This window comes from Streptomyces sp. NBC_01197, from assembly GCF_036010505.1.
Lineage (GTDB): Bacteria > Actinomycetota > Actinomycetes > Streptomycetales > Streptomycetaceae > Streptomyces.
Map to the genome: position 1 here is coordinate 2,672,220 of NZ_CP108569.1, position 15,536 is coordinate 2,687,755.

Annotated in this window: 13 protein-coding genes and 1 pseudogene; 6 read left to right on the forward strand and 8 right to left on the reverse strand. The window is 70.5% G+C overall.

The annotated features are described in order from the left end of the window. Positions 1-81 precede the first annotated feature (81 nt). Positions 82-468 (forward strand): SCO4983 family protein, encoded by a 387-nt coding sequence (locus OG452_RS12000; RefSeq protein ID WP_327295614.1) that lies wholly within the window; start codon positions 82-84, stop codon positions 466-468. Between the two features lie 215 nt (positions 469-683). On the opposite strand, the gene OG452_RS12005 is transcribed toward OG452_RS12000, so the two are convergent. Then, complete coding sequence (locus OG452_RS12005; protein WP_327295615.1) at positions 684-2,516, reverse strand: phosphoenolpyruvate carboxykinase (GTP); 1,833 nt, start codon at positions 2,514-2,516, stop codon at positions 684-686. Positions 2,517-2,804: 288 nt separating this feature from the next. Between OG452_RS12005 and trhA the strand changes: the two genes are divergently transcribed. Next, on the forward strand, positions 2,805-3,482 hold the full coding sequence (gene trhA / locus OG452_RS12010) for a PAQR family membrane homeostasis protein TrhA (protein ID WP_327295616.1): 678 nt from the start codon (positions 2,805-2,807) through the stop codon (positions 3,480-3,482). A gap of 77 nt (positions 3,483-3,559) precedes the next feature. Here trhA and OG452_RS12015 read toward each other — a convergent pair whose 3' ends face one another. Together OG452_RS12015 and OG452_RS12020 are read right to left on the reverse strand one after the other, a co-directional pair. Beyond that, a complete protein-coding gene (locus tag OG452_RS12015; protein ID WP_327295617.1) occupies positions 3,560-5,581 on the reverse strand; it encodes a thioredoxin domain-containing protein in 2,022 nt (673 codons plus the stop codon). Between the two features lie 124 nt (positions 5,582-5,705). Further along, a complete protein-coding gene (locus OG452_RS12020; RefSeq protein WP_327295618.1) occupies positions 5,706-6,578 on the reverse strand; it encodes a helix-turn-helix transcriptional regulator in 873 nt (290 codons plus the stop codon). A gap of 126 nt (positions 6,579-6,704) precedes the next feature. On the opposite strand from OG452_RS12020, the gene OG452_RS12025 reads away from it, so the two are divergent. Further along, a complete protein-coding gene (locus OG452_RS12025; protein WP_327295619.1) occupies positions 6,705-6,911 on the forward strand; it encodes a tautomerase family protein in 207 nt (68 codons plus the stop codon). A gap of 110 nt (positions 6,912-7,021) precedes the next feature. On the opposite strand, the pseudogene OG452_RS35410 reads toward OG452_RS12025, so the two are convergent. Next, positions 7,022-7,387: pseudogene (locus tag OG452_RS35410) on the reverse strand (BTAD domain-containing putative transcriptional regulator); the annotation flags it as partial. Positions 7,388-7,795: 408 nt separating this feature from the next. On the opposite strand from OG452_RS35410, the gene OG452_RS12035 reads away from it, so the two are divergent. Beyond that, entirely contained in the window at positions 7,796-11,011 is a 3,216-nt protein-coding gene (locus tag OG452_RS12035) for a tetratricopeptide repeat protein (RefSeq protein ID WP_327295620.1), read from the forward strand. Positions 11,012-11,146: 135 nt separating this feature from the next. On the opposite strand, the gene OG452_RS12040 is transcribed toward OG452_RS12035, so the two are convergent. Next, the gene (locus tag OG452_RS12040; RefSeq protein WP_327295621.1) at positions 11,147-11,374 is read right to left on the reverse strand and encodes a hypothetical protein; all 228 of its coding nucleotides are present in this window, start codon (positions 11,372-11,374) and stop codon (positions 11,147-11,149) included. A gap of 2 nt (positions 11,375-11,376) precedes the next feature. Continuing rightward, positions 11,377-12,258: a mycothiol conjugate amidase Mca gene (gene mca / locus OG452_RS12045; protein WP_327295622.1), complete on the reverse strand. Its 882-nt coding sequence runs from the start codon at positions 12,256-12,258 to the stop codon at positions 11,377-11,379. 97 nt (positions 12,259-12,355) lie between these two features. Here mca and OG452_RS12050 point away from each other — a divergent pair, with 97 nt between their 5' ends. Both OG452_RS12050 and greA read left to right on the forward strand, forming a co-directional pair. Further along, a complete protein-coding gene (locus OG452_RS12050; RefSeq protein WP_327295623.1) occupies positions 12,356-12,760 on the forward strand; it encodes a DUF4307 domain-containing protein in 405 nt (134 codons plus the stop codon). 154 nt (positions 12,761-12,914) lie between these two features. Continuing rightward, positions 12,915-13,412 carry a transcription elongation factor GreA gene (gene greA, locus OG452_RS12055; RefSeq protein ID WP_327295624.1) on the forward strand — a complete coding sequence of 166 codons (498 nt, stop codon included), beginning with the start codon at positions 12,915-12,917 and terminating at the stop codon, positions 13,410-13,412. Positions 13,413-13,527: 115 nt separating this feature from the next. Here greA and OG452_RS12060 read toward each other — a convergent pair whose 3' ends face one another. Both OG452_RS12060 and OG452_RS12065 read right to left on the reverse strand, forming a co-directional pair. Continuing rightward, the gene (locus OG452_RS12060) at positions 13,528-14,382 is read right to left on the reverse strand and encodes an ABC transporter permease (RefSeq protein WP_327295625.1); all 855 of its coding nucleotides are present in this window, start codon (positions 14,380-14,382) and stop codon (positions 13,528-13,530) included. Next, entirely contained in the window at positions 14,379-15,437 is a 1,059-nt protein-coding gene (locus tag OG452_RS12065) for an ATP-binding cassette domain-containing protein (RefSeq protein ID WP_327295626.1), read from the reverse strand. The genes OG452_RS12060 and OG452_RS12065 overlap by 4 nt, the downstream gene beginning before the upstream one ends. Positions 15,438-15,536 lie beyond the last annotated feature (99 nt).

The window sequence follows — 15,536 nt, forward strand, 5'->3', positions numbered from 1 at the left end:
TTCGCGACCTGGCTCAACTTTAGACAGAATCTAATATAGGACGCTAGGATGGAGTCCTGCCCGCGAGGAGGAGGCCATCCCATGTACGAACCGATCCGCACCAAGTCGGTCCACACGGTGGCCGAGGGGTCCGCAGCCGCCGGCTATCCCCGCCGCAGCCGCGACGAGGAGCTGGACATCCAGCTCGCGGGCCATCTGGCCGCACTCCTCGCGGTGACGGACGAACTGGGCCTGGCGGCCGAGGGCGACCGCATCGCGGAGCAGGTGGCCAGGTTGCGCGGCGCCCCGCCGGTCCGGCACGCAGGCCTCAGCAACGCCTCCCCCGCCGACCTGCACGCACGGGCCCACCACCTGGCCGGCCGCGCCCTTCTGGTGGCGGCATCCCGCGCGGACACCGCGGTGGCGATCCTCTCGGCGGAGCGGATGGACGCCCACCTGGCGGCACGGCACCTCGCCGGCGCCCACTGACCGGCCCCGGTTCGCGGGCCGCGGAGGCGCGCGGACCGGGCGCCACCAACCCACCCCGCTCCTCGCCCGGCAAAATGGCCCGGCCCCCGAAGCCAGGACTGGCTTCGGGGGCCGGGCCGTACGCGGCGGGCCTGGGATGACCCCACAGGTCAGGGCGGATGTCGGGTGGACCCGCCGCGCGGCTCAAGCAGGGCTCCGGACGGAGCCCGCCGGGCTCAGCCCAGGCGCTTCACCAGCGACCGGTACTCGTCCCACAGCTCCTTCGGCGCGTGGTCGCCGAACGTGTTGAGGTGCTCGGGGATCAGCGCCGCCTCCTCGCGCCAGACGTCCTTGTCCACCGTGAGCAGGAAGTCCATGTCGGCTTCCGAGACGTCCAGGCCCTTGGTGTCGAGCGCACCCTTGGCCGGCAGGACACCGATGGGGGTCTCGACGCCCTCGCCCTTGCCCTCCAGACGCTCGACGATCCACTTCAGGACGCGGCTGTTCTCGCCGAACCCGGGCCAGACGAACTTGCCCGCTTCGTTCTTGCGGAACCAGTTGACGTAGTAGATCTTCGGAAGCTTCGCCGGGTCCTTGTCAGCACCGACCTTGACCCAGTGACCCATGTAGTCGCCCATGTTGTAGCCGCAGAACGGGAGCATGGCGAACGGGTCGCGGCGCAGCTCGCCGACCTTGCCCTCGGCGGCGGCCGTCTTCTCGGACGCGACGTTCGCACCGAGGAAGACGCCGTGGTTCCAGTCGAAGGACTCGGTGACCAGCGGAACCGCCGAAGCGCGGCGGCCACCGAAGAGGATCGCCGAGATCGGCACACCCTTCGGGTCCTCCCACTCGGGCGCGATGATCGGGCACTGCCCGGCCGGGGTGGTGAAACGGGCGTTGGGGTGGGCGGCGGGGGTGCCGGACTCGGGCGTCCAGTCGTTGCCCTTCCAGTCCGTGAGGTGCGCGGGCGTCTCCTCGGTCATGCCCTCCCACCAGACGTCGCCGTCGTCGGTGAGCGCGACGTTGGTGAAGACGGAGTTGCCCCACAGCGTCTTCATGGCGTTGGCGTTGGTCCGCTCACCCGTGCCGGGCGCGACTCCGAAGAAACCGGCCTCCGGGTTGATCGCGTACAGCTGGCCGTCCTCGCCGAAGCGCATCCAGGCGATGTCGTCGCCGATGGTCTCCACGGTCCAGCCGGAGATCGTCGGCTCCAGCATGGCCAGGTTCGTCTTGCCGCAGGCCGAAGGGAACGCAGCGGCAACGTACTTCGACTCACCGCGCGGCGGGGTCAGCTTCAGTACGAGCATGTGCTCGGCCAGCCAGCCCTCGTCCCGCGCCATCACGGACGCGATGCGCAGCGCGTAGCACTTCTTGCCGAGCAGGGCGTTGCCGCCGTACCCGGAGCCGTACGACCAGATCTCCCGGTCCTCGGGGAAGTGCGAGATGTACTTGGTGGAGTTGCACGGCCACGGCACGTCGGCCTCGCCGTCGGCGAGCGGGGCGCCCAGGGTGTGGACGGCCTTCACGAAGAAGCCGTCGGAGCCGAGCTCGTCCAGGACGTCCTGGCCCATGCGCGTCATCGTGCGCATCGAGACGGCGACGTACGCGGAGTCGGTGATCTCCACACCGATCGCGGAGAGCGGCGAGCCCACCGGGCCCATGCAGAACGGCACGACGTACATGGTGCGGCCGCGCATCGAGCCGCGGAACACACCGCCCTGGCCGCCCGAGCCGGAGAAGATCTCACGCATCTCCGCGGGAGCCTTCCAGCGGTTCGTCGGGCCGGCGTCCTCCTCCTTGGCGGAGCAGATGAACGTACGGTCCTCGACGCGCGCCACGTCCGACGGGTCGGATGCGGCGTAGTAGGAGTTCGGGCGCTTGATCGGGTCGAGTTTCTTGAACGTCCCCTTGGCCACGAGCTCGCCGCACAGGCGCTCGTACTCGGCTTCGGATCCGTCACACCAGACCACACTGTCCGGTTGCGTCAGCTCGGCGATCTCGTTCACCCACGAGATCAGTTCCTGGTGCTGGGTCGGAAGGACAGGGGGAGCCGCGATGTCGCGCGCCACGATTGCTCCAATGCACGTATTTGATGGGGTTGAGGGTTGTTCGCCCCTTGGGGGCTACGGCCCGGATGCTTCGTAGCCGCTCATCCGGTGCCGCTCGCACTCATCTGATGATCCGCGCAATCCGCCCATCTGTCCAGAGGGTCTCTCACGTGAGCGTCGCCACTCTCGACACCGCCCGCGCCGATCCCGCCGTCCCCCGCTGCCCTGACCGTCCCCGCCATCCCCGCCATCACGAGCCCGGCCTACCGCGAACCCGGGAACCTACGGGTACGTAGGTAGCATCGCCATATGACTCCCGCCGCCCCAGAAGCGTCCGCGCTCACCCCGGAGAGCCTCCAGCCGGTGAAACCGCTGCTGCGCGGCTGGCTCCATGCCGGGATGTTCCCTGCGGTGATCGTCGCGGGGCTCGTGCTCGTGGCCCTCGCCGACTCCACCCGCGCCCGCGTCGCCTGCGCGATCTACATCCTCACCGCCTGCATGCTCTTCGGGGTGAGCGCCGTGTACCACCGCGGCACCTGGGGCCGCACCGGCGAGGCCATCCTGCGCAGGCTCGACCACGCGAACATCTTCCTGATCATCGCGGGCACCTACACACCGCTGACGCTGCTCCTGCTGCCCGGGTCGACGGCCGCGCCGCTGCTCTGGGCGGTCTGGGGCGCGGCGCTCGCCGGAATAGCGTTCCGGGTCTTCTGGGTCGGTGCGCCGCGCTGGCTGTACACGCCCTGCTACATCGCGATGGGGTGGGCCGCGGTCTTCTTCCTGCCCGACTTCATGCGGGCGGGCGGGGTGGCCGTCCTCGTCTGCGTCATCGTCGGCGGGCTGCTCTACAGCGCGGGCGGCGTGATCTACGCGCTCAAGCGCCCGGACCCGTCACCGCGCTGGTTCGGTTTCCACGAGGTGTTCCACTCGCTGACGCTGGCCGCGTTCATCACGCAGTACGTGGCGATCTCGCTGGTCGCCTACTGACGGCCCCACCGCACACACCAGTGGCCGGGACCTGCCCCCTTCGGAGCGAAGGAGACGGGCCCCGGCCACAGTTGTCACTACGCGCCCTGTTGCTGCCCGCCCAACTGCCCGGCCAGCACGGCCGGATCGGGCGTCGGCGCGCTGCAGGTGAAGTTCCGGCAGACGTACGCGGCGGCGCGCCCGTCGATCAGCGGCCGGTCCACGAGGAGCGGGAACTCGTCGCTGCCGCTCTCCCCCGCGGCGACCACCGCGCCCGGGGCGGTGGCCAGCAGGGCGGTGCGGTGCAGGGCCGACGTACCGGCGTCACCGGCGGGCCCCACGACCGCCACCTCGCGCGGCCCGTCGAGGGCGGCTTCCGCCACCGCCAGCCCCCAGCCGATGAAGCGCGGCGCCCGCGGGCCGAGCGCCTTCACCACACCGAGCGCCCGTTCGGCGGCGGTGCGATGGGCCTCGGAGCCGGTGTGCGCGGCGTACGAGAGCAGTGCTCCGGCGGCGGCGGTCCAGCCCGACGGGGTCGCACTGTCGGTCGGGTCCTGGGGGCGGCGGATCAGCGGCTCGGCGTCGTGCGCGGTGTCGTAGAGGGTGCCTTCCGCACCGGTGAACTGGTCGAGTACGAGATCGAGCAGGAATCCCGCGAACTCCAGCCAGACCCCTTCCCCGGTGACCCCGGCCAGCGCGAGGAACCCCTCGGCGACATCGGCGTAGTCCTCCAGGACACCGGAGTTGGCACCGGCCCGGCCGTCCCTGGACGTACGGGAGAGCCGGGCGCCGACGCCCATGTGCAGCCGCACCAGCAGATCGGCGGCCTCGGTGGCGCGCTCGACCAGGTCGGGACGGTCGAAGTAGGCGCCGGTCTCGGCGAGGGCCGCGACGGCCAGGCCGTTCCACGCCGCGACGACCTTGTCGTCCCGGCCGGGCCGGGGGCGCAGACTCCGCGCGGCGAGCAGCCGTTCGCGCAGCTCGGCGGGGACGTCGTCGCCCGGCAGCTGGAGGACGGACGCACCCTCCTCGAACGTCCCCTCATCGGTGACCCCGTACAGCACCGCGGCCCGCTCACCGTCCTGCTCGCCCAGCGCCTCACGCAGCTGGGCCGGTGTCCAGACGTAGTAGGCACCCTCGACATGCCGGCCGTCCGCGTCCTCACTGTCGGCGTCCAGCGCGGAGGCGAACCCGCCCTCAGGGGTACGCAGTTCGTTGGCGATGAAGTCGGCGGTCTCCAGGGCCACTCGGCGTGCCAGATCCGATCCGGTGGTCCGCCAGAGGTGTGCGTACACGCGGCAGAGCAGGGCATTGTCATAGAGCATTTTTTCGAAATGGGGCACTTTCCACTCCCGGTCCACGGAGTACCGCGCGAACCCGCCGCCGAGTTGGTCGTACATCCCGCCGCGTGCCATGGCTTCGCAGGTGTCGGCGGCCATCTGGAGGGCGCCGTCGGAACCGGTACGTGCGTGGTGGCGCAGCAGGAACTCGACGGCCATGGACGGCGGGAACTTGGGCGCGCCGCCGAACCCGGCGTTGCCGGCGTCGTATTCGCGGGTCAGCGCGAGCAGCGCCCGCGCGAGGTCGTCCGCGCCGGGCGGGCCGCCCGCCGTCTGAGTGAGGGAGCGGCCCGCCAGATCCTCCACCACCTTGGCGGCGACCCCGTTCACCTCGCCGCGCCGGTCGGTCCAGGCAGCTGTGACGCCTTCGAGCACCTGCCGGAAGGACGGCATTCCATGGCGGGACTCGGGCGGGAAGTAGGTACCGAAGTAGAAGGGCTCCCCGTCCGGCGTCATGAACACGGACATGGGCCAGCCACCCTGCCCGGTGGCGGCCTGGACGGCCTCCATGTAGACGGCGTCCACATCGGGCCGCTCCTCGCGGTCCACCTTGACGGACACGAAGTGCTCGTTCAGGTACGCGGCGGTCTCACCGTCCTCGAAGGACTCGTGCGCCATGACGTGACACCAGTGGCAGGCGCTGTACCCCACACTCAGGAAGACGGGGACATCCCGCCGCCGGGCCTCCTCGAAGGCCTCCGGCGTCCAGGGCCACCAGTCGACCGGATTGTCAGCATGCTGAAGCAGATAAGGCGAGGTCACACCAGCCAGCCGGTTCATACGGTCAGCCTCTCACAGCGACCAGCGACCGTCCCTGCGGAACCATCTGACAGTGCTGTCTCCTCCTGCTCCTCATGACAGGCCGGTCCCTCATGACGGCCGATTCCTCATGACGGCCGACTCCTCACGGCAGGCCGGGGAAGCCGCCTCCAATGAACCCCTGCGTCCCGACGACGGCGAGGAGGTCCAGCTTGCCGGCGCTGTCCGTGCCGAGGGCGGGAGTGAACCAGAGCAGACGTTGCCGGCCGTCCTCGCTGAACAGGTTGAGGCAGTTGACGTCGAGCAGGCCGAACGCGGAATGGTTGATGCGCTTACGGTCGGACCGGCGGAAGGCGACGTCATGCTCGGCCCAGAGCTCGGCGAACTCGGGCGAGCGGGAGACGAGGTCCGCGATCAAGGTCCGGGCCCCAGGGTCCTTCGCGTCACGGCGCGCCGCGGCAGCACGCAGATCGGCTACGAACGTGCGGGACTGCGTCTCGTGATCCTCCTCGGGATAGATCCGGCGCGCGTCGGCGTCCGTGAACCAGCGGTAGACGAAGCTCGCGCTCTTTCCCCGGAACCCTGACTGGTCACCGAGCAGCGCGACAGCGAGGGGATTCTGCACGAGAGTGACGTGCAGATCGGTGATGACCTGCCCCGGGACCGAGGTCAACCGGGTGAGCAGGTCCATCATGCCGGGATGGACGTGCGATGCCGGCCCGTGCCCGGCCGGGACCGGGCGGCCGGCGAGGCGGTAGCAGTAGTCGCGCTCGTCGTGGGTCAGCCGGAGCGCCCTGGAGATCGCGGCGAGCATCTGCTCCGAGGGCTGCGACCCCGCGCCCCGTTCGATCTCGTTGTAGTAGTCGACCGATGCGCCCGCGAGCTGAGCCACCTCGTCCCGGCGCAACCCCGGCACGCGCCGTCGCGGCCCGGCCACGAGGCCCACGTCCTCGGGACGGATCCGCTCACGCCGGGAGCGGAGAAACGCGCCGAGCTCCGCGTATTTCAGAGAACCCATGACGTGAGTGTGCAGGAGAAACGGGCTGCGGATCCAGGGGATGACGTCCCCTGTCATAACCGGCCAGAACGCTGAATGGTGGTCCTGTGGATTCCACTGGCATTCCACGTAACGAAAGGAAATCTCATGCCCTTCGCCAATATCAAGGTTCCGGCCGACACTCTGACGGACGGTTCCAAGAAGAAGCTGCAGGACGCCGTTACCGACGCATTCGTCGATGTCTACGGTGAGCGCGCCCGGGCGAACACGCTCGTGATCCTTGAGGAAGTCGCCGATGGCGGCTGGAGCCTCGGCGGTACCGTTCTCAACGCGGAGATGCTGGGACGGAGCTGATTCCAGCGGCGCCCGTCGCCCGCCCATCGACGTGAACGCGCCATGATCGGCTTCCGGCTGTGGGCTGAGCGGGGGTGGGCTGCGGCTGTGCCGTCGGTGAGGATGAGCTGCTGGAGATTGCGCAGGGTGCTGCCGGGCTCCAGACCGAGTTCCTCCTGGAGTGTGCGGCGGGCACGCTGGTACACGTCGAGGGCGTCGGCGCGCCGGCCGCACTCCAGGAGAGCGGTCATCTCCTTCTCCCAGAGGCCCTCGCGCAGCGGGTTGGGTGTCGCGCAGCGCGCGGAGCTCGGCGAGGGTGCCTGCGTGGTCGCCGAGCCGGTGGCTGGCGTCGATCCGCATCTCCGCGGCGGCGAGCACGGCGTCAGACGGCTGGTCGGCGACGTCCTGGCCAAGCTGAACTGCCCCAACCGCACCCTGGCGGTGCTCCGCGCGATCGAGTACGGCCTGCTGATCGACCGGGACGGGGAGCCCAGCACGGGCTGGTACGGACCCGCGCTGCTCCGGGAGATGCCCGGGGCCTTCGTCGAGATCTTCCACCACGTCGAGGCGCACCGAGCTGTACCGCCGGATGCTCGGTCCGTGCGGTTCGGCTCGCTTCATCAACCGGCTGCACCACCTGATCGCCCAGCAGGTCGGCCTACAGCTGGCCGGGGCAGGCGTCGGCGCACCCGACACACCGGCCGTCGAAGTGCGCGCCCACTGCGCGGCCGGGGCCTTCATCGGGATCGTCACCCACTGGCTGCGCGGCCCCGGCGCTGACCGCACACGTCGGTGCCGTGCGGAACCGGTGCCGTTTCCCGGACCGCGGCCCGGTTTCCTCGCGTTCGGGCCTCCCGCGAAGGAGACTTGCATTCCGAACGGAGTATCCCGGAGGGGGAATGCACATGCGGGACGGCCATCGGGCGGAAGCGGAGCGGCTGTTGGCGCGCGCCGTGGAGGAGGAGGTGCGGCGGGCGGGTGGCCGGGCCGACGCGGGGACGCTGCTGGCGCGGGGGCGCGGTGCGCTCGATTCGCTGGCCAAGAGCGCATCCGACGAGTACGCCGCGTACACCCGCGCACTCGACGCGGCGCAGGCCGAACAGCACCCACTGTCCGCGGACTTCAACCGCGCGTCCCTGGCAACGCCCGTGCTGGTCACCGTGGTTGCCGCCATCGCCGCGTGCGGCGCTGACCTCGCCCTCGGCACCGGCGGCGGGACCGCGGTCGGCTCGGGCGTGGTCGTCGCCGTCGCCGGGGCCGCCGCCACCGTCGCCAGGGTGACCGCCGCGCACTTTCCCGCGGCCCACCGCAGAGCCGGCGCCCAGGGGCAGCCCGGCGGGACCGAGCAGCTGCGGCTCGAATGGCTGACCGCGCTGGAGGTACGGGGCATCCGCCCGTACCTGGACCAGCAGCGGATGCTCGCCGTGCCCCAGAACCAGAAGAAGCCCAAGAGCACGGTGCCGCCGCAGTTGCGCGGCACCGACAAGAGCGCGGCGGCGCGCAGGCGGTCCACGCTCGACCAGTCGTTCAGCCATCTGCCCGTGGCTGACGGGCCGTTCGCGGGACGCCGGACGGAGATGGCGCAGATCGCCCAGTGGGTACACGCCGCCCGGGCCTCCACCGAGACCCGGCCGACGGTCGTGGTGCTGCACGGTGCCCCGGGCTCGGGGCGCACCACCCTCGCCGTCCGCGCGGCGCACCAGCTCAAGGACCAGTTCCGCGGGGCCTGCGTGGTCGACCTGCGCGGCGCGACCCGGGACGAGGCGCCCCTCTCGACCAGGGACGCACTGCTCCATCTGCTGAACGGGCTCGGCGCCCCGCGCGAGCAGCTGCTCTTCCGTGAACGCTCCTCGCCGGAGCAGCAGTTGAAGCGGCTGAGCGAGCTGTACCACCAGCATCTGACCGAGCTGGCGGTCACCGTCGTACTGGACGACGCGTCGGACCCGGCCCAGGTGCGCGCCCTGGTGCCGGAGCGCTCGGACAGCCTGGTCCTGGTGACGTCGGGTGTCCCGCTCGAACTGCCCGGTGACATCCGGGCCTGGGTGCACCAGCTGCCGGTGGAGGCGCTGGACGCGGCGGGTGCGGAGGAGCTGCTGCGGGAGACCGCGGAGGAGCCGGAGAGCCCGTACGATGCCGAATCGACCGGTCTGGTCGCGGAGTTGTGCGGCAGTCTGCCGCTGGCTCTGCGGGTGGCGGGCTCCTCGCTCGGCCTGCGGTCGACGCGCGAACTCGCCGCGCACCTCGGTACGTACCGGCAGCTCGACCCGGTCGGGCGGGCACTGGCGCTGCGCTACAGCGACCAGCCCGAGCAGGGGCGGCGGTTGCTGCGCCGGCTCGCGCTGGCCGGGCGCGCCAGTCTGGGCGCGGCGGCCGCCGCCGCGCTGCTGGACACCGACGACCAGGAGGCGCGGCGGCTGCTGACCCTGCTGTCCAGGGCCGGCCTGATCGACCATGTGCGCGGCAGCCGCTACCGGCTGCACGACACGGTGCGCGCCTTCGCGCAGGCCCGGCTCGATGACGAGGAGCAGCCGCAGGAGCGCACGGCGGCGCAGGAGCGGCTGATCCAGAGCTACGCCGAGCTCGCGGACGCGGTGATCCGGCTGGTGGACGGCAAACTCTCCACCCGGGCAGGCCAGTTCGGGCCGCACGGCTTCACCTCGCTGGACGCGGCGCTGCGCTGGCTGGACGAGGAGTCGAGCTTCATCACCTCCGCGCTGCGCCAGGCGGAGGGCGTCGGCCAGGACGTGGTGCTGCATCTGCTGGGCGCCCTCTGCGACTACTGCCTGCTGCGGGGCGACCTCTACCGGCTGGGTGAGATCAGCGAGCTGACGCAGGCCGTCGGGCAGGGGCTGCTCGCCAGGTCGGTGCAGTGGCGTACGGGGATCGCGGCCCGCCAGCTCGGCGAGCTGGACAAGGCCCGTACGACCCTGACCTCGGTCGTCAACCTCTACCACGAGGCGCAGCACGGTGCGGGCGAGGCGCTGGCGCTCTGCTCGCTCGGCATCACCCTGCACCACCAGGGCAATCTGACGGAGGCGGCGGCACGGCTGCGGGAGGCGATCACGCTCCAGGCCGGGCCGGAGCTGGCTGCGGACCGCGCCTGGTCGCTGCACGCGCTGGCGGCGGTTGAGCGCGATCTGGGGAATCTGCCGGAGGCGCTGACGCTGCTCTCGACGGCGCTCACCCTGCACCAGGAGAGCGACTCGCTGCACGGCGAGGCGTGGACGCACTTCCAGCTGGGCCAGCTCTGTCTGCGCCTGGGCGACGTGGCGCGGGCGGACGAGGAGCTGCGGACGGCGCTCGACGCGTACGGGCAGACCAGGGACGGGCGGGGCGAGGCCTGGGCGATGACCCAGCTGGCCCGGGCCAGGCTGGTCGACGGTGACGCGCCGGTCGCGGTGGACCAGCTGCGCCAGGCGCTCTCCCGCCACCGGGACAACGAGGACGCCCGGGGCGAGGCCTGGACGCTCTACTACCTGGGGCAGGCCCTGGAGGAGCGCGGCGACCGCGACCAGGCGGTACGGGAGCTGGAGCGGGCCCGGACGATGTTCTCGCGGATGCGCGACGTGTACGGGCTGGCCTGCGCCCGCCACCACTCGGGGCGGGTCACCCGCGACCAGCGCGCGGCGCAGACGGGCAACCTCCGCAACAGCGGTTTCGCCCGCCAGCTGCTGGCCGACGCGCGGACCGACTTCCACCGTATCGGTGTGGCACACGGCGAGGCGTGGACCTGTCTGGAACTGGCCCTGATCGACGCGGGCAACGACCGCGCGGCCCAGGCGCTCCAGCTCTGCGACGAGGCGGCGGCGCTCTTCGCGACGTACGACGACGGGAGGGGCGGCGACTGGGCCCGCTTCCTGCGCTGCACACTGCTGCCGTACGCGTCGCCGGGCGGCTCGGAGGTGGGCACCGCGGTTGCGGCGGAGGAGCTGTCCCGGCTGATCCGGGCGGAGCACCCGGCCCGCGACCCCGGTCTCACCGAGTGCGCGGAGGCGTACGCCCTGATCCTGGAGCGCGAGGTGTCGCTGGACGACGGCTGGCAGGCCTGGCTGCTCGGCATGGTGCCGGGCCGGGACGCCCGCGAGATCATGGGCGTACCGGTGACGGCGGCACGGCCGTAGCCTGCGGGCATCGCGACAGGCCCGAGTGCGTACGGCAGGAGCCGTACGCACTCGGGCCGTACGCACTGGGGCCTTACCCGCTCGGGCCGTACAGGCTCGGCCGTACGCGGGGCCGGGCCCGGAAGCCCCAGCCCCTCAGCCCTGCTTCTGCTTGCTCTCGCTCCCGGCCGGTGTCACCGGCTCCTGCTCCGGGGCCTCCTTGAAGGCCACCCGGCCCATGTGCCGGCTCATCGACTTCATCAGCAGCCACACCCCCACGGCCAGGGCCGCGAAGACGAGGAAGCCGAGAAGCCCGGGAGTCACCTTGTTGTCGTCGACCTCGGCCAGAGGGACGAGGTGCGTCAATGCCTGGCTAGCGCTCATAACTAGGCATTGTCCCGGATGCCCGCAAAGAGGTCGTCCTCGGGGAGGGATGTCGGCACGAGGGACTTCGCGAGCTCGTACTCCTCGGTCGGCCAGACCTCCCGCTGGATCTCCATCGGGACGTGGAACCAGCCGCCGTCGGGGTCGATCTGCGTGGCGTGCGCGATGAGCGCCTTGTCCCGGATCTCGAAGAAGTCCGCGCACGGAATGTGCGTGGTCAGAGTGCGTTCGGCGCGCTCGAACTGCTTCCAGCGCTCCAGCCACTCCGCGTACGGCGACTCAAGGCCGCGCGCCAGCAGCGCCTCGTGCAGCGCCACGGTGCGCGGCTTGTTGAAGCCCTGGTTGTAGTAGAGCTTCTGCGGCTGGAAGGCAGGGCCGAACTCGGCCTCGGGGTACTTCTCGGTGTCCGCGGCCGCTTCGAACGCCGCCATCGAGACCTGGTGGGTCATGATGTGGTCGGGGTGCGGGTATCCGCCGTTCTCGTCGTACGTGGTGATGACCTGCGGCCGGAATTCCCGGATCAGCCTCACCAGCCGCCCCGCGGCCACGTCGACGTCCTCCAGCGCGAAGCAGCCCTCGGGCAGCGGGGGCAGCGGGTCGCCCTCGGGCAGGCCCGAGTCGACGAAACCCAGCCAGGCCTGGTCGACGCCCAGGATCTCGCGGGCCTCGTCCATCTCCTTCTTACGGACTTCGTGAATGTTCTCCTCGATGTAGGCGTCGCCCTGGAGTTTGGGATTGAGGATGGAGCCGCGCTCGCCTCCGGTGCAGGTCACGACCAGCACGTCCACCCCCTCGGACACGTACTTGGCCATGGTCGCCGCACCCTTGCTCGACTCGTCGTCGGGGTGGGCGTGGACGGCCATCAGGCGAAGCTGCTCAGTCAAGACAGGATCCTCAGTGATTCGTCGCAATCGGCGGCTTCTATAGTGACCGACTGAGGGGTCGGAAAATTCCGGGATCCCCTGCACTGGAGGAACGATCATGACGGCGGTTGGCGAACAGCTTCCCGAGGGCCGCTACGGCCGCTCCGCGGACCAGCGCGCGGACCGCAAGCTGAAGATCACCGGAGCCGTGCTCGGCGCCGTGGCGATCGGGGTCGTCGGCTGGTTCGGTTTCGAGTCCCTCGGCGGCAAGTCCGTCAGCGGCGAGGTCATCGCCTGGAGCATCGCGTCGGACCACGCGGTCGACGTCCATCTGGAGGTCCGCAAGGACGCCGGACTCCACGGGACCTGCACCCTGCGCCTGCGGGCCACCGACGGTGACGAGGTCGGCCGCAAGGACGCCAGGTTCGACCAGGAGAAGACCCGGATCGACCAGGTCGTCACCGTGCGGACCACGTCCAGGGCCACCAGCGTCGAGCTCGTCGGCTGCCAGACCACCTCCTGACCCGCCCGGCGGGCCCCTTCCGGACCAGTCCCGACGCTTCGGTCCTCCCCCTTCGGCTCTTGAATTGTTAGGCTCGTGGTTTCGCCCGCCCCTGGAGGCACATCCTTCTGGGTAGGGCGATGCTTTGTATTTCCGGTACCTACGAGGAGCACCAGTGACCCAGACCAGCGAAAACGTCACCTGGCTGACCCAGGAGGCGTACAACCAGCTGAAGGCTGAGCTGGAGTATCTGTCGGGTCCCGCACGCTCGGAGATCGTCACCAAGATCGCGGCCGCCCGCGAGGAGGGTGACCTGCGCGAGAACGGCGGGTACCACGCGGCCAAGGAGGAGCAGGGCAAGCAGGAGCTGCGCGTACGCCAGCTGACCCAGCTGCTCGAACACGCGAAGGTCGGTGAGGCCCCCGCGGACTCCGGCGAAGCGGCTCCCGGCATGGTCGTGACGATCGCCTTCGACGGCGACGAGGACGACACGATGACGTTCCTGCTCGCCTCCCGCGAGTACGCGAGCTCGGACTTCGAGACGTACTCCCCCCAGTCCCCACTGGGCACCGGCGTGATCGGCAAGAAGGTCGGCGAGAACGCCGAGTACGAACTGCCGAACGGCAAGACGGCCACGGTGAAGATCCTCAAGGCCGAGCCGTTCCAGGGCTGATCCAGGGCTGATCCAGGACTGACCCGGATACAGGGCACCGCATGAGCCCCCGGCCGCGCACCGCGGCCGGGGGCTCAGTCGTGCAGGCGGTACGCGACCGCGCAGGCGGTACGGGTCAGACCGCTGCCGAGCGGTACTTGCGGACCGCCAGGGTGCGGAAGACCGCGAAGATGACCAGCGACCAGATCAGCGAGGCCCAGACCGGGTGCTGCATGGGCCAGGCGTCGGACGTCGACACGCCCGGGTTGCCGAAGAGGACCCGGCAGGCCTGGACGGTCGCGCTGAAGGGGTTCCACTCGGCGATCGGCTGCAGCCAGCCGGGCATCATGGCCGTCGACACGAACGCATTTGAGACAAAAGTCACCGGGAAGAGCCAGACGAGCCCGCCCGATGTGGCCGCTTCCGGTGTGCGGACCGAGAGGCCGATCAGCGCGCCGATCCAGGAAAAGGCGTACCCCAGCAGAAGCAGCAGTCCGAAGCCGCCGAGTACCTTCCCGATGTTCTCGTGGGTGCGCCACCCGACGAGCACGGCCACGATCGCCAGCACCACCAGGGTGAGCGCCGTCTGGACCAGGTCGGCGATCGTACGTCCGGTGAGCACCGCACCCCGGGCCATCGGCAGCGAGCGGAACCGGTCGATCAGGCCCTTGTGCATGTCGTCGGCGATGCCCGCCCCGGCACCGGCCGTGGCGAAGGTGACGGTCTGGGCGAAGATGCCGGCCATCAGGAAGTTGCGGTAACCCACCGCGCTGGTCGAGCCGTTGACGACCAGGGACCCGCCGAACACGTAGCTGAAGAGCACCACGAACATGATCGGCTGGACCAGGCCGAAGACCACGATCTCGGGGATACGGGTCATCCTGATCAGGTTGCGTTTCGCGATCACCAGGGAGTCGTTGACCGACTGGATGATCCCGCCGCGCGGCCGCGGGGCGAGCGGCTTGGGTGCGGCATCCGTGACGGCGCTCATTCGCCGGCCTCCTCGACGCTCGTGGTTGCGTTGCCCGCGGGGGTGCGGTCTGAGCGGGTGCGGCCTGCGGGGGTGCTGCCTCCGCCACCGGGGCCGGGGTCGGTCCCGTTCTCCGCCTCGGCCACATGACCGGTGAGCGAGAGGAACACGTCGTCGAGCGTGGGGCGGCGCAGCCCGATGTCGTCGATCTCGACGCCTCGCCCGTCCAGGTCCCTGATGATCTCGGCGAGCAGCTTGGCGCCGCCCGCCACCGGGACGGTCAGTTTCCGGGTGTGCTCCGCGACGGCGACATCCCCCTTGCCCAGGGCGGCCAGCACCTCGCGGGCGGGGCCGATCTGGCCGGGCCGGTGGACCACGACCTCGACGCGCTCACCGCCCGTGCGCGCCTTGAGCTGGTCCGACGTACCGCGGGCGATGACCTTGCCGTGGTCGATGACGCAGATGTCGTGGGCCAGGTGGTCGGCCTCCTCGAGGTACTGCGTGGTGAGCAGCAGCGTCGTACCGCCTGCCACCAGGTCCTGGATGACCTCCCAGAGCTGCTGGCGGTTCCGGGGGTCGAGCCCGGTGGTCGGTTCGTCCATGAACATCACGGGCGGCGACACTACGAGGGCGGCGGCGAGGTCGAGCCGCCTGCGCATCCCGCCGGAGTACGTCTTGGCGGGGCGGTCGGCCGCGTCAGCGAGGTGGAAACGGTCGAGCAGTTCGACCGCACGCCGCTTCGCGTCGCGTCCGGACATCTGGTAGAGCTGCCCGACCATCTGGAGGTTCTCCCGGCCGGTGAGGTACTCGTCGACCGCGGCGAACTGCCCGGACAGACCGATCGACCTGCGCACCTCCGTGGGGTGCTTGAGTACGTCTGTCCCCGCCACGACCGCCCGCCCGCTGTCGGGCTGCAGCAGGGTGGTCAGGACCCGGACGGCCGTCGTCTTGCCGGCGCCGTTGGGCCCGAGCAGGCCGAGGACCGTACCTTCCGGCACATCGAGATCCACACCGTCCAGTGCTCGTACGTCGCCGAAGGTCTTCACCAGACCCTCGGCGTAAATGGCGCCAGGCATGTGGGCTCCCCCAAGTTGCGTTTTTGGGCACTTTTACGGACACATCGTAAATTTGACGCAGCCAGACCGCCCCTCCGGCGGTGACGCACGCCACACAGT